A 13,705-nucleotide genomic window follows, 5' to 3' on the forward strand; every position below is an offset into this window, starting at 1 on the left:
GCAAACCGCATTTCGTCCATCGCCTATGGCAAGGAACGCCCGGCCGCCCTGTGCGATGCGGAACAGTGCTGGTCGCAGAACCGCCGCGCCGTCACCGTCATCACCGGCGGCGCCAAGACGTCCTGATCCGGGGGCCAGCGGAACCTTCCCCGGCCGTTCTCGGGGGAAGGCGCTTTTTTGTGAATTTCGATCAGGTTATGTTAACCCTGTTGCGCCAGATTGCACGATGTGTAAGTCCATGTGCCGGAACTGGAAGAAGATGACTGTCATGCCGGCCGGCAAGGGGCCAGGGTACTGAGGAGTGGGTAGATGATTTCTCGTTTGGCGAGCCTCAAGTTTGTTGCGGTTCTTGGCTGCTTTCTGGCGCTTGCCGCATGCTCGAAGAAGAATACGCCCGATCTCAGTGCCGGCACCGGCCCTGGGGCCGCGGCGGTGCCGGGCTCCGAGCAGGACTTCACCGTCAACGTCGGCGACCGCGTGTTCTTCATGGAAGACAAGTCCACGCTGACGCCCGAGGCGCAGGAAACCCTCCGCCGCCAGGCCGAGTGGCTCAACAAGTACGGCAGGGTGACAGTGCAGGTCGAAGGCCATGCCGACGAGCGCGGCACGCGCGAGTACAATATCGCCCTTTCCGCAAGGCGCGCCACGGCCGCCCGCGAATACCTGATTTCCCAGGGGGTCGCCGCAAACCGCATCTCGTCGATTGCCTATGGCAAGGAACGTCCGGCTGCGCTTTGTGATGCCGAGCAATGCTGGTCGCAGAACCGCCGCGCCGTCACCGTCATCACCGGCGGGGCGAAATAGCAGCCACTGCGATCTGATCGCTGAAAGCTGCGGTACCAGCCTCAATTTTACCGCGATTACGGTTCACTTCCCGGGATTGAAAAGAACAATCCGCCCCCCTGGGGCCGTTTGGTGCAGATCATGCTCAGATTCGTGAAGATGTTGGTTGCCGCCTCAGCCTTGATTGGTGTGGGGCTCATTTCTCCCGCCTTAGCGCAAAGCGCCTCCGAAATGGCCGTGCGCATGCAGCAGCTGGAAGATCAGGTGCGCCGGCTCACCGGCCAGGTTGAAGAACTGTCCTTCGAGTTGAAGCAACTGCGCGCGCAGGGCGCGAGCGTTCCCCAGCAAAGTGGCGCCGCCGGGCAACTGACCCCGCCAGCAGCGCAGATTGCGGGCCAGCCGGACCCCAGTGAGCAGAAGCGGCTGGCGGCGGCCTCGGCGGGCGCACCCATTCCCGACAGCAATGACATCGAGGTCATCGAGCAGCAGCCGATCGGCGGTGCTGCGGGCGCTTTGCCGCAGACGGGTGCTGCTGATCTGCAGGTTCTGGGCGCCATGGATAATGCCGCAGCCCAGCAGGGCGATGGCGGTTTCCAGGGCAAGGTGCTGGTGCCTCCGTCCCAGCAGGAGCCGGGTGACGATGTCTTCATCCAGCAGGGCACCAACCCGATCGAGAATGTGGCGCTTGCCCCCGAAGCACTCGGCGAAACGCCTGAGTCGCTTTATGAGCGTTCCAATGAAAGCCTGCTCCGCCGTCAGTTCGGCGAGGCGGAGGCAGGTTTCGCGAATTTCCTGCAGAAGTATCCCGAGCACAGCCTTGCTGGCAGTGCCCAGTACTGGCTGGGCGAGACCTTCTATGCACAAGGCGACTTCAAGCGCGCCGCCGCCAGCTTCCTGCAGGGCTACAAGAAGTACCCCAAGAGCCGCCGCGCACCCGACAGCTTGCTGAAACTCGGCATTTCGCTGAACCGGCTGGGGCAGGGGGATCAGGCCTGTGCAGCCTATTCCGCCGTGAGCGCGGAGTATCCCAAGGCGGTCGAAGCCCGCAAGCGCGCCCAGGCCGAATCGAAGCGTGCCGGCTGCGCATCCTGATCTAGCAGACCTCTCTCCACTTCGCCGCGAGCGTCATGTGGCGCTTGCGGTCTCCGGCGGGTCCGATTCGACCGCCCTGATGCGGCTCGCCAAGGACTGGAGCGGCAGCCATCATCCCGAATTGAAGCTGACTGTCCTCACGGTCGACCACGGCCTGCGGCCCGAATCCGCTGGAGAGGCCCTGTGCGTTGGTGCCTGGGCATCGGATCTTGGACTGCCGCATCACGTGCTGGCCTGGGAAGGGCCAAAGCCCGGGAGCGGGCTTCAGGCCAGAGCGCGTGAGGCACGCTACGGCCTGATGGCCGGCTGGTGCCGGCAAAACGAGGCTGGCCTGCTGCTCACCGGCCACACGCTGGACGACCAGGCGGAGACCGTGCTCATGCGGCTGGAGCGCAGCCTGAGCCCCGGCAGCCTTGCCGGCATCGCCGCGCACGGGAACTGGGAAGGCGTTCGGCTTTACCGCCCGCTCCTGCGCGCCAGGAGGCAGGCGCTGAGGGGCTACCTTACCGCACTGGGCCAAGGCTGGATCGAGGATGCCAGCAACGCCGACCCGCGGTTTGAACGGGTGAGGGTGCGCGAGGCGCTGACAGGGCTGCAAGGTACGGGTGTTACGCCCGAGCGGCTTGCCGCTCTAGCAGAGACGTGCGCCAGGACCAGCCTGCTCCTCGAGCGGCTTTCGGCGAATTGGCTGTCCCGCTGGGTGAGGGAGGAAGATGCGGGCATCTGCCATGTCCCCAAGGAGCCATTCCTGACCCTGCCGGAACCACTTCAGCAGCATATTCTGGCGCGCATCCTGCGCCATTACGGCGGGGGTCACTCCCAACCTGAGCCTCAGGAACTGCGCCGCCTCGCCCAATGGGTTGATGCCGGGCCGGTGCGCTGCACGCTCGGTGGCGCGCTGATCGGACGCCGGAAGTCCGGTTTCTGGGCCGCCCGGGAGATTGCCCGGGTCTCGCTCGAACCGCTCGTCATCCCGGAGAGCGGCTCTGCCATCTGGGATGGGCGGTTTCTGGTGACTGCGGCTCCCGGGGCCTGCGTGATGCCTGCTGGCCGTGCCCAGGCGCCAGTTGGGGAGGATGTTCCCTCCTTCGTCCGGAGGACATATCCCCATGTCCAGCAACCCGCAGGCGCCACGGAGGCCCCGCGGATCGATTTCCTGCGGATTACCCCCGCATAAGGGTCACATTTACGCTGATCCAATCCTTGGAAAAGACTTGGCATCATCCTATGTTAATGGGCAATGTAGGACCAGGACTGCCGGTACGGGGTTTCTTGCCGAACGGCGCATATCGAGGGATCACGTGAACCAATTCCGCAATTTTGCCGTCTGGATCGTCATTGCGCTGCTCCTGTTCGCGCTGTTCAGCATGTTCCAGGGCCAGGTCGGGCGAAGCTCCAGCGCCGAGATGAGCTATTCGGCTTTCCTCGACAAGGCGAACTCCGGCGGCATCCAGTCCATCGTCATCTCGGGCGACAACATCACCGGCAAGCTCACTGACGGGTCGACGGTGCAAACCACTGGTCCGCTGATGTATTTCGAGGACCAGCTGAGGGAACTGCGCGACAAGAACGTGCAGATCAGCTTCCGGGCTGCGCAGTCAGACTCCATCCTCACCAACGCACTGGTCTACTGGCTCCCGATGCTGCTGCTGATCGGTGTCTGGGTGTTCTTCATCCGGCAGATGCAGGCGGGCTCAGGCAAGGCCATGGGCTTCGGCAAGTCCAAGGCCAAGCTCCTGACCGAACGCCATGGCCGCGTGACATTCGAGGATGTGGCCGGCGTCGAGGAAGCCAAGGATGACCTCGTCGAGATCGTCGACTTCCTCAAGGACCCGCACAAGTTCCAGCGCCTCGGAGGCAAGATTCCGAAGGGCGCGCTGCTCGTTGGCCCCCCCGGCACTGGCAAGACGCTGCTGGCGCGCGCCATTGCCGGCGAGGCCAATGTCCCCTTCTTCACCATCTCGGGCTCCGATTTCGTTGAAATGTTCGTGGGCGTCGGTGCGTCTCGTGTGCGTGACATGTTCGAGCAGGCCAAGAAGAACGCGCCCTGCATCATCTTCATCGACGAAATCGACGCTGTTGGACGTCATCGCGGTGCGGGCCTCGGCGGCGGCAATGACGAGCGCGAGCAGACGCTGAACCAGCTCCTCGTCGAAATGGACGGGTTCGAGGCGAATGAGGGCGTGATCCTGATCGCCGCCACGAACCGCCCTGACGTCCTCGACCCGGCGCTGTTGCGTCCCGGCCGTTTCGACCGGCAGATCGTTGTGCCGAACCCGGATGTGCAGGGCCGTGAGAAGATCCTGAAGGTGCATATGCGGAACGTGCCGCTGGCGCCTGATGTTGATGCCAAGACCATTGCGCGCGGCACGCCGGGCTTCTCGGGTGCCGACCTCGCCAACCTCGTCAACGAGGCGGCACTTCTTGCGGCCCGCCGCAACAAGCGCATCGTCACGCATTCCGAATTCGAAGAGGCCAAGGACAAGGTGATGATGGGTGCTGAGCGCCGCTCCATGGCCATGTCCGAGGACGAGAAGCGCCTGACCGCCTATCATGAGGCGGGCCACGCGCTGGTCGCACTCAATGTTCCGAAGGCCGATCCCGTTCACAAGGCCACCATCATTCCGCGTGGCCGGGCGCTTGGCATGGTGATGCAGCTTCCCGAGGGCGACCGCCTGTCGATGAACTACACGCAGATGACCTCGCGCCTTGCGATCATGATGGGCGGCCGCATCGCCGAAGAACTGACCTTCGGCAAGGAAAATGTGACGTCCGGCGCCCAGTCCGACATCGAACAGGCCACGCGGCTCGCGCGCGCCATGGTGACGCGCTGGGGCTATTCTGACGAGCTCGGTACCGTGGCCTATGGCGAGAACCAGGAAGAGGTGTTCCTCGGCCACTCCGTGTCGCGCACGCAGAACATCTCGGAAGAGACCGCGCAGAAGATCGACCAGGAGGTGAAGCGCCTCGTGTCCAATGGACTTGCCGAAGCCCGCCGCATCCTGACTGACATGAATCACGATCTGGTGACGCTGGCCCAGGGTCTTCTCGAATACGAGACGCTGTCCGGCGAAGAGATCAAGAACCTGCTGAACGGCACGCCGCCCCGGCGCGACGATGGGGACTCATCGAAGAAGACCGCACGGGCATCCTCCTCGGTGCCGTCTACCGGGCAGCCGAAGACGGGCGGCGCGGGCGGCATGGAACCACAGCCGCAGGCCTGATGCAGAAGACCTATCTCAGGCCGGCGGGTCTGGTCTATGGACCTGACGCAAGGCTCATCATCAAGGAAGGCCGCGGAGCATCGCTCGGCGGCCTTTCCGCGATCGCCTATACACTCGTTGAAGAGATCGAGCGGAATGGACCGGCCGTCTCCCGCCGCTTCCTCTCCGCGACCTTGCCGCGCCAGACAGAGCTGCCATCCTTCCTCAACGGTGAACGCCCGCTGGTGATGGGCATCGTGAACGTCACGCCGGATAGCTTCTCTGATGGCGGACTTGCAGAGGACACGCAGCAAGCCATCGCGCGCGGTGTGCAACTCGCTGCGGATGGTGCCGACATGCTGGACGTCGGCGGTGAGTCGACGAGGCCCGGCTCGGATGGCGTGCCGGAGGATGAGGAACTCCGCCGTGTCATCCCGGTGATCGAGGAACTTGCCGCACGTGGCCATGCGGTCTCCATCGACACCCGCAAGGCCAATGTGATGCGCGCCGCCCTGAAGGCGGGCGCCCGCATGGTGAATGACGTCTCAGCCCTGACCTACGACCCGATGGCAATGGAGGCGATGGCCGCTGTCTCCTGTCCTGTCGTGCTGATGCATGCCCAGGGCGACCCCAAGACGATGCAACTAAGCCCGCACTACGATGACGTGGCTCTTGATGTGCATGACTGGCTCGAGGCGCGGATTGAAGCCTGCGTCGCGGCGGGGATCGCGCGCTCGCGCATCATTGCGGATCCCGGCATCGGCTTCGGCAAGAGTTTCCGGCACAATCTGGATGCACTCCGTCAGTTCACGCTGTTTCATGGGCTCGGCGTTCCGCTTCTGATGGGTCTTTCGCGCAAGGGCTTTATCGGAGCGCTCACCGGCGAGAAGGTGGCGGGCCATCGCGTCCATGGTTCGACCGGCGGCGCAATCTGGTCATGGCTTAATGGTGCGCATATTCTTCGTGTGCATGATGTGAAGGCAACTGTCGCGGCGCTGGCCGTGGCGGGTGCCGCGGCAGACCCCGACTCAAGCGGGCTCTGAGCAGGGGAGTTCTGAATGACGCGGAAATACTTCGGAACCGATGGCGTGCGCGGGCGCGCCAATTCGGGCGCCATGACGGCGGATATGGTGCTCAAGATCGGAATGGCTGCTGGAAACCTTTACAGGCGCGGCAGCCACCGCCACCGTGTGGTGATCGGAAAGGACACAAGGCTTAGCGGTTACATGATCGAGAATGCGCTGACATCCGGTCTTCTTGCCTCTGGAATGGATGTTTTCCTGTTCGGGCCCGTGCCCACGCCAGCTGTTGCGATGCTGACCCGTTCGATGCGCGCCGACCTCGGCATCATGATCTCGGCCTCACATAATCCGTACGCGGACAATGGGATCAAGATATTCGGACCCGACGGCTACAAGCTTTCGGATGAGCAGGAACTCGACATTGAGGCGATGCTGGACGATCCTGGCAAGCTCAGTCTTGCGGCTTCTCCGGAAATCGGCCGCGCCAAGCGCATCGAGGATGCGCAGGCGCGCTATATTGAGTTCGCCAAGCGCACATTTCCGAAGGACATGACGCTCGATGGCCTGCGCGTCGTCATCGATACGGCCAATGGCGCGGCCTACAAGGTGGCGCCCACGGCGCTGTGGGAGCTGGGCGCCGAGGTGATCCAGATCGGCAACGAGCCCAATGGCATCAACATCAATGACGGCTGTGGTTCGACCCATCCAGAAGCCATGTGCGCACGGGTCAAGGAGCTTCGCGCCGACATTGGCATCGCACTCGACGGAGATGCCGACCGCGTGATCATCGCCGATGACCAGGGGCGCGTCGTCAACGGTGACCAGCTGATGGCGCTGATCGCCAGCTCATGGGCAAGCCGCGGCGAATTGCGCGGCGGAGGCCTGGTGGCGACCATCATGTCGAATCTGGGTCTCGAGCGTTTCCTCGCTACAGAAAAGCTTTCGCTGGTGCGTACCAAGGTTGGCGACCGCTACGTGGTCGAGCACATGCGCGCCCATGGCTATAATGTCGGCGGTGAACAGTCCGGCCACATTGTGCTGTCGGACTTCTCCTCGACGGGAGACGGGTTGCTGGCGGCCCTCCAGGTTCTGGCCGAGGTGAAGCGGCGGGACAAGCCGGTGAGTGACGTGTGCAACGTCTTCACGCCGCTGCCGCAGATCCTGAAGAGCGTGAAGTTCAGGCAGGGCGCGCCGCTCGAGGATCGGCACGTCAGCGCGGCGATCAGCGATGCGCAGGCGCGGCTCGGCAATTCCGGGCGCCTCGTCATCCGTCCGTCGGGCACGGAGCCGGTGATCCGCGTGATGGCCGAAGGGGATGACGAAGGCCTGGTTGCGGCCATCGTCGATGAACTTTGCGGCGCCATTGCCAAGGCCGCGGCCTAAAGCGGCGGGCGGTCAGTTGAGACCGCTCCTTATTCTCACCGTCATGCCAGCTTGCGCTGGGTTGACGGCACGGTTGGTGACCAAAACTTCCAGTGAACTCGCCGGATTGCCCGCTACTACCGTGCAAGGCCCGCTGTGAACGCAGCCACGTCGCGGTCAAGCAGCATGGTCCGCTTCGCGTCTTCTCCCGCGATCACATAAGGGTCTGGTGCCATCTCTGCTTCGCCACCAGACAGGAAGTCGGGCGTGTCGAGCTTGCCTGCCTCGTAGCAGAAGTTCCGCGTCTGGGTGTCGATTGGCTCATAGACGTCATCGGTGAAGATATTGCCGGAATTGAGAATGGTCGTGACGGTGATGGCGTAGTCCCCGTCTCTCAGGATGGTGAGACGCAGTTCCCGGCGGCCGCGCTCGCCGAGATCTGTGCGAATGAGCGTGTGCGGCTTGCCGTCCTTCGTCACGTAGGTCGACCAGCTTCCGCCCTGCACCCAGTCGCTTTGTGAGGCCTCGAAATCTGTCCTGACAAGATCCGCGAGGGAGCTCTTCAGCGCGAGCGTCCAGCCGATTTCGCCGCATTTTGCGGTCACCGCACTGGCCTGCGCGGGAGGTGTGACGGCGGCCAAGGCCATCAGCAGGCAAAGCAAACGCGTGATCATGGTTCCAACTGCCAATGATACAAAAATCAATTAGCAAAAAACGCTATGGTTGTAAATCACGGCTGGCGCAAGAGATTCTTGGTGAATTCTTCCACGTCCTTGTCCGACAGCAGCGCCTTACGCGCCTCCTCGCCTGTTTCGGTGTATGCAGCCGTATCCATCGTGGCATATTCAGCTGCGGGCACCAGAAGCCGTCCGCCACAAAAATAGAAGAACTCCGTGGTGCGCTTCGCGGTGCCGTTGGGCCCCGCGCCGTCGATGAAGGCATGGCGGAGATAGTCGACGCGGGTGATGGCGATGCCATAGGCCTATTCACCCAGGATGCTGAGCCGCCGCTCGTCCATCCCGCTCTCGCCGCCATCGATACGGATAATGGAATGCGTCTTTCCATCAGGCTTGGTGTAGATGCGCCACACGCCACCCTCCGTGGACTGAATATCGCTGACCGTGCGCTCGGTCATCTTCAGGCCGCCGAGCGGCGCGGCGAGCGCAGTCTCGATCCCGGACACCGCGCACTCCGCTGCGGATGAGGCAGAGGCCGCGCAACAGAGCAGAATGGCCGCAATCACTATTCTCATTCGAGGATCCTCCATTTGCTTTCCATTTACCATGAGACGCGCGCCCCGTGCAGTATGGTCGAGGAAGCCTCTACAGATTATTCCGGATTGGCACAGGTTCATGTTGCTTTGCTGCAACAGATGCCACGGGACTTTTTTCCGCCGCATTCGCGCCCGCCTTCAAACACGGAGCATCTCTAATTCTTCTCTCATTGGATGTTTCGCGTTTGCAAGGGAGTAAGAGAACATGAAGAACTTCACCAGGGCGCTGTCGAGCCTCGGTTTGCTTGCGGGCGTTGCTGCTCCCGCGATTGCAGCTGACTATACTCCGGAAGCGGTGGTCACGGCATCCGGCTTGTATCTTCGCGGAGATGCCGGCTGGTCCTGGCTGGGCACAGACGAGGACGACGACAGTGTGCTCGTGCTTGGCGGTGGTCTTGGCTATCAGTTCAATGACAATCTCCGCACCGACCTGCGCGTCGACTGGGCGGGGCTGGGTGATGACGAGTCTTCCTTGACCACGGTTCTGGGCAACGTCTACTTCGACATTCCCCTTGAGACGATCCTGACCCCCTATCTCGGCGCGGGCGTTGGCTATGGTTGGGTCGACTCGTCCGGCAATGACGATAATGGCGCGGCCTTCGCGCTGATGGCTGGTGTGGAGGTGAACCTCACCGAAAACCTGAGTGCCGATGTGGGCTATCGCTATCGCCAGATCCTGTCGGAAGAGGTCTATGACCATCAGGCGCTGGTGGGTCTCCGCTACGGTTTCTGACGCGGCCCGCGGATTTCCTGGCCGCCCCGGAGGACACTCCGGGGCGGTTTTGCGTGAGTATACTTGCGCAACGGCTGGAAATGCGCGATATGGGTCGCGGGCTAGCCCTCCCCACCGAGGGCCGGTCCATCTGCAAGGATGGAGCAAAACATGACGATTACGAAACCGGCTGTGCGCCCGGCATGCGCGCATTTTTCATCTGGCCCCTGCGCCAAGATCCCGGGCTGGTCTACCACTCTCCTCAAGACTGAATCGCTGGGCCGCTCGCATCGTTCGAGCGTCGGCAAGTCGCGGCTGAAGCGCGCCATCGATCTCACCCGCGCGGTGCTTGAGGTTCCCCCAACCCATCTGATCGGCATCGTTCCGGCTTCTGATACGGGTGCAGTCGAAATGGCCATGTGGTCGCTGCTGGGGCAGCGGCCTGTTGACATGCTGGCCTGGGAAAGCTTCGGGGAGGGTTGGGTCTCCGATGTGATCAAGCAATTGAAGCTCAAGGACGCGCGGAAACTCACCGCGCCATATGGGGAGCTTCCCGATCTCTCCGCGGTCGACTTCGATCATGACGTTGTCTTCACCTGGAACGGCACGACATCCGGCGTGCGGGTGCCTGACGCCAACTGGATCCCGGCTGACCGCAAGGGCCTCACCATCTGCGATGCGACCTCCGCCGCCTTCGCGCAGGCCATGGATTTCTCCAAGCTCGATGTCGTCACCTTCTCCTGGCAGAAGGTGCTGGGAGGCGAGGGTGCGCATGGCGTCCTCATCCTCGGGCCCCGCGCCGTCGAGCGGCTCGAAAGCTACTCCCCGCCCTGGCCCCTGCCGAAGATTTTCCGGCTCACCAGCGGCGGCAAGCTCATCGCTGGCATCTTCGAGGGTGAGACGATCAATACCCCCTCGATGCTCTGCGTGGAGGACTATATCGTAGCACTCGAATGGGCCCAGTCGGTGGGCGGCCTCAAGGGCCTTATGGCGCGGGCAGACGCCAATGCCGCCGTGGTGCAGCGCTGGATCGACTCGCGCGATTTCGCGACAAATCTTGCAAAGCTTGCCACGACACGATCCAACACCTCGGTATGCCTCACGCTGAAGGCTGACGAGAGCGTTCCGAAGAAAATGGTGAAGCTGCTGGAGGCGGAAAAAGCCGCCTTCGACATCAGCTCCTATCGCGATGCCCCGCCGGGCCTCCGCATCTGGTGCGGTGCCACAGTTGAGACCTCGGACCTCGAGGCGCTGATGCCATGGCTCGACTGGGCCTATGCCCAGGCGGCGGCCAGCTGATCCTCACTCACCGCATTTTCCATTTCCTCATCTGGAGTGTCCACCATGGCTCCCCGTGTTCTCGTCTCCGACAAGCTCTCCGAAACCGCCGTCCAGATCTTCCGCGACCGAGGCGTTGAGGTCGATTACCTGCCCGATCTCGGCAAGGACAAGGATGCGCTGCTTGCTGCTATTCCCAACTATGACGGCCTCGCCATCCGCTCCGCCAGCAAGGTGACGCCGAAGATCATCGCTGCCGCCACCAGGCTGAAGGTCATCGGCCGCGCCGGCATCGGTGTCGACAATGTTGATATTCCGGCCGCGACGCAGCGCGGCATCGTGGTGATGAACACGCCATTCGGCAATGCCATTACCACCGCCGAGCATGCGATCGCCATGATGATGGCTTTGGCCCGCCAGATACCCGAGGCCAATGCATCGACACATGCAGGCAAATGGGAAAAGAATCGCTTCATGGGTGTCGAGCTCTTCAACAAGACGCTCGGTGTCATTGGATGCGGCAACATTGGCTCGATCGTGGCGGACCGCGCGCTGGGCCTCAGGATGAAGGTGGTCGCCTTCGATCCCTTCCTGTCGCCAGAACGCGCCATCGAAATCGGCGTCGAGAAGGTGGAACTCGACGAGATTTTCCGCCGTTCCGACTTCATCACGCTGCACACGCCCCTGACGGACAAGACCCGCGGCATCATTGATGCGGCCGCTCTGGCGAAGTGCAAGAAGGGCGTTCGCATCATCAACTGCGCGCGCGGCGGCCTTGTCGTCGAGGATGCTCTCTATGAAGCCTTGAAGGCGGGCCATGTCGCGGGCGCCGCCCTTGACGTGTTCGAGGTCGAGCCTGCCACCAGCCACAAGCTGTTTGAGCTTGAGAACGTGGTGGCGACACCGCACCTCGGCGCTTCCACGGGTGAGGCGCAGGAGAATGTGGCTCTGCAGGTGGCTGAGCAGATGGCAGACTACCTGATGTCAGGCGCTGTCTCCAACGCCCTCAACATGCCGTCCATTTCTGCCGACGAAGCGCCACGGCTGAGGCCCTTCATCGCAGTGGCTGAAAGGCTGGGATCCTTCGCGGGCCAGCTGACCGAGGAGCCCGTTACCAGCATCATCATCGAATATGCGGGCGAGGTGGGCGAGATGAATACCCGCGCGCTGACCTCCGCTGCACTTGCCGGCATTCTGCAGCCGATGCTCGGCACGGTGAACATGGTCTCCGCTCCTGTGGTGGCGCGCGAACGCGGCATCAAGGTCGATGAAGTGAAGCAGTCGCAGCGCGGGGCCTATGAAACCTATATTCGCCTCACGGTGAAGACGGCCCATCTCGAGCGGTCTGTGGCAGGCACTGTCTTTTCGGATGGCAAGGCGCGCATCATCCAGATCAAGGGCATCGACATGGAAGCGGAGTTCGGGCCGCACATGCTCTACATCACGAACGAGGACAAGCCTGGCTTCATCGGAGCGCTGGGCACGCTGCTCGGCAATGCTGGTGTCAACATCGCGACCTTCAACCTGGGCCGCAAGGCGCAGGGTGGAGAGGCGATCTGCCTTGTCTCAATCGACGAAGCGCCGCCGAGAAATGTGCTCGACGCGCTGGCCGGATTGCCGCAGGTGACACACGCCAAGCCGCTGGCCTTCTGAGCGGCATCCTTCCGCCTTTATTCCTCTCCCCGGATGGGGAGAGGAATGCCGTTTGCAGTTGCGGCCCGTTAAGGTCCACCCATCATCTTCGTGATATCGGTGCCGTTGACTGTGACGCTGCCCTCCGGCGTGCTCTCAATCGCCCAGGAAAGATAACCGTCTGCTCCCTGCTTTCCGAGGCCCTTCACCAGCAGCAGAAGGGGGGCGATCTGCTGCATGCCCATCTCCGGGGGTGCTGTCTGCAGGGCAGTCATCGTTTCGTCGAGCCCCTTGAGTTTCATGATGCCCTGGCCCTGAGGCGTCGCCACCGGGCCCGCCGTCATGCTGCCTTCCGCCGTGAGGTGATAGAGCGCCGAGACCATCTCACTCAAGCCGAGGCCGATGGTGACGGTGCCGCCGGGAAACAGTGCGGGCAACAATTCATTGTCGAAGTCTGGCGGCAAGGGCGGATCCTGCGCGAGGTCGAACCTGTCGATGAGCATTCCGGCCGGGGCGGCGAGGTTGAAGCCACCGATGTTAAAGTCGATCGTGAGATTCTCCGGCACCAGCCCTGTCGCCCATTGCGGTACGAGTTCCTGCGGCACGCGGAAACCCGTAAAGGTGAGCTTCTCCCGAAAGCGCCCATCAGCGACGAGGCCGCTCATATCCACCGCCATGGCCAGTTGCTGCACGCCGAAGCTTCCGGCGATGCTGTTGAGGTTGACCTCCTTCATCGTGCTCTCGGCCGATATCCGCGCGAAGACCGGCAGCGCTGCGCGCAGTTTGTCCTTGAGTTCCGCCTGACCGGCTATCGCCGCCTGTCTCGTTTTGTGCGCGATTGCCCAGGCGACAAGGTCGTTCACCGCCCGCGCCTTAAGGCCGCTGTAGGCGATGGACTGCGCACCCTCGGGCGAACTCAGGGTGAAGTCTATCGCCGGGGCGGATCCGTCCGGAGTTGCGGGCAGGCTCGTGGTCTGCCGCAAGCCCGTATAGCTCATGGTCGAGGAACCATCGACGTTTCCGTCTGTTCCGGTGCTCGCTGACTGTGTCTTCAGCGAGGCAAGCGTATAGCTGGAACGGGCGGTCTGGTTCTGCTCCGTCACCGTCTGCTCGACCGCAATCTGCTTGTACTCGGCCGAGGTCGACGCGAATGTGCCAAGCGCCTCATCGAAGATGCCCGTGCCGGTGATGGCGCCGATCTGCGCCTTTATGTCAAACTGACCCTCGGCCCTTGCTGAAATGGAGAGTGGTTGGTTCTGGTCCACCTGCCATTTGCCCGATCCTTGCGGCGTGATTGTCCACTCGATGGGGGTCAGGCTTGCCGAGAGGCCCGGTGCCGCCAGCCTGG

At 62.7% G+C, this 13,705-nt stretch carries 13 protein-coding genes and 1 pseudogene; 10 read left to right on the forward strand and 4 right to left on the reverse strand.

Features of this window, described 5'->3' with window-relative positions; all coding sequences use genetic code 11:
• From ACILRA_RS10735 to glmM, 7 genes and pseudogenes are all read left to right on the forward strand, one after another.
• A pseudogene (locus ACILRA_RS10735) lies at positions 1-126 on the forward strand (peptidoglycan-associated lipoprotein); the annotation flags it as partial.
• Between the two features lie 183 nt (positions 127-309).
• The gene (gene pal, locus ACILRA_RS10740; RefSeq protein WP_395662095.1) at positions 310-804 is read left to right on the forward strand and encodes a peptidoglycan-associated lipoprotein Pal; all 495 of its coding nucleotides are present in this window, start codon (positions 310-312) and stop codon (positions 802-804) included.
• Between the two features lie 120 nt (positions 805-924).
• On the forward strand, positions 925-1,875 hold the full coding sequence (ybgF, locus tag ACILRA_RS10745; RefSeq protein ID WP_395662096.1) for a tol-pal system protein YbgF: 951 nt from the start codon (positions 925-927) through the stop codon (positions 1,873-1,875).
• Positions 1,856-3,052, forward strand: coding sequence for a tRNA lysidine(34) synthetase TilS (tilS, locus tag ACILRA_RS10750; RefSeq protein ID WP_395662097.1), 1,197 nt, complete (start codon positions 1,856-1,858; stop codon positions 3,050-3,052). Before ybgF ends, tilS begins: the two co-directional genes overlap by 20 nt.
• Before the next feature lie 124 nt (positions 3,053-3,176).
• On the forward strand, positions 3,177-5,099 hold the full coding sequence (gene ftsH, locus ACILRA_RS10755) for an ATP-dependent zinc metalloprotease FtsH (RefSeq protein ID WP_395662098.1): 1,923 nt from the start codon (positions 3,177-3,179) through the stop codon (positions 5,097-5,099).
• Positions 5,099-6,121, forward strand: coding sequence for a dihydropteroate synthase (gene folP, locus ACILRA_RS10760; RefSeq protein ID WP_395662099.1), 1,023 nt, complete (start codon positions 5,099-5,101; stop codon positions 6,119-6,121). The genes ftsH and folP overlap by 1 nt, the downstream gene beginning before the upstream one ends.
• Positions 6,122-6,136: 15 nt before the next feature.
• Positions 6,137-7,483, forward strand: a complete 1,347-nt coding sequence (gene glmM, locus ACILRA_RS10765; RefSeq protein WP_395662100.1) for a phosphoglucosamine mutase — start codon at positions 6,137-6,139, stop codon at positions 7,481-7,483.
• Positions 7,484-7,599: 116 nt separating this feature from the next.
• Here glmM and ACILRA_RS10770 read toward each other — a convergent pair whose 3' ends face one another.
• From ACILRA_RS10770 to ACILRA_RS10780, 3 genes are all read right to left on the reverse strand, one after another.
• A complete protein-coding gene (locus tag ACILRA_RS10770; protein WP_395662101.1) occupies positions 7,600-8,136 on the reverse strand; it encodes a hypothetical protein in 537 nt (178 codons plus the stop codon).
• A gap of 56 nt (positions 8,137-8,192) precedes the next feature.
• Positions 8,193-8,321, reverse strand: a complete 129-nt coding sequence (locus tag ACILRA_RS10775) for a hypothetical protein (RefSeq protein ID WP_395662102.1) — start codon at positions 8,319-8,321, stop codon at positions 8,193-8,195.
• A gap of 123 nt (positions 8,322-8,444) precedes the next feature.
• A complete protein-coding gene (locus ACILRA_RS10780) occupies positions 8,445-8,714 on the reverse strand; it encodes a hypothetical protein (RefSeq protein ID WP_395662103.1) in 270 nt (89 codons plus the stop codon).
• Between the two features lie 226 nt (positions 8,715-8,940).
• On the opposite strand from ACILRA_RS10780, the gene ACILRA_RS10785 reads away from it, so the two are divergent.
• From ACILRA_RS10785 to serA, 3 genes are all read left to right on the forward strand, one after another.
• On the forward strand, positions 8,941-9,468 hold the full coding sequence (locus ACILRA_RS10785; protein WP_395662104.1) for an outer membrane protein: 528 nt from the start codon (positions 8,941-8,943) through the stop codon (positions 9,466-9,468).
• A 150-nt stretch (positions 9,469-9,618) separates the two neighbouring features.
• Complete coding sequence (locus ACILRA_RS10790; RefSeq protein WP_395662105.1) at positions 9,619-10,746, forward strand: phosphoserine transaminase; 1,128 nt, start codon at positions 9,619-9,621, stop codon at positions 10,744-10,746.
• 45 nt (positions 10,747-10,791) lie between these two features.
• Positions 10,792-12,378: a phosphoglycerate dehydrogenase gene (gene serA / locus ACILRA_RS10795; protein WP_395662106.1), complete on the forward strand. Its 1,587-nt coding sequence runs from the start codon at positions 10,792-10,794 to the stop codon at positions 12,376-12,378.
• 68 nt (positions 12,379-12,446) lie between these two features.
• Here the strand turns inward: serA and ACILRA_RS10800 are convergent.
• Positions 12,447-13,705 (reverse strand): hypothetical protein (locus tag ACILRA_RS10800; protein WP_395662107.1); only part of this gene is annotated, 1,259 nt, incomplete at its 5' end.

It is taken from the genome of Aestuariivirga sp., from assembly GCF_044239095.1.
In the GTDB taxonomy this organism is placed as follows: Bacteria; Pseudomonadota; Alphaproteobacteria; order Rhizobiales; family Aestuariivirgaceae; genus Aestuariivirga.

What these genes read in the sequence shown, in the direction of transcription:
- pal (WP_395662095.1), top strand. Translation starts at nt 310, where the DNA reads ATGATTTCTCGTTTGGCGAGCCTCAAGTTTGTTGCGGTTCTTGGCTGC.
- ybgF (WP_395662096.1), top strand. Translation starts at nt 925, where the DNA reads ATGCTCAGATTCGTGAAGATGTTGGTTGCCGCCTCAGCCTTGATTGGT.
- folP (WP_395662099.1), top strand. Translation starts at nt 5,099, where the DNA reads ATGCAGAAGACCTATCTCAGGCCGGCGGGTCTGGTCTATGGACCTGAC.
- glmM (WP_395662100.1), top strand. Translation starts at nt 6,137, where the DNA reads ATGACGCGGAAATACTTCGGAACCGATGGCGTGCGCGGGCGCGCCAAT.
- ACILRA_RS10770 (WP_395662101.1), bottom strand. Translation starts at nt 8,136, where the DNA reads ATGATCACGCGTTTGCTTTGCCTGCTGATGGCCTTGGCCGCCGTCACA.
- ACILRA_RS10780 (WP_395662103.1), bottom strand. Translation starts at nt 8,714, where the DNA reads ATGAGAATAGTGATTGCGGCCATTCTGCTCTGTTGCGCGGCCTCTGCC.
- ACILRA_RS10785 (WP_395662104.1), top strand. Translation starts at nt 8,941, where the DNA reads ATGAAGAACTTCACCAGGGCGCTGTCGAGCCTCGGTTTGCTTGCGGGC.
- ACILRA_RS10790 (WP_395662105.1), top strand. Translation starts at nt 9,619, where the DNA reads ATGACGATTACGAAACCGGCTGTGCGCCCGGCATGCGCGCATTTTTCA.
- serA (WP_395662106.1), top strand. Translation starts at nt 10,792, where the DNA reads ATGGCTCCCCGTGTTCTCGTCTCCGACAAGCTCTCCGAAACCGCCGTC.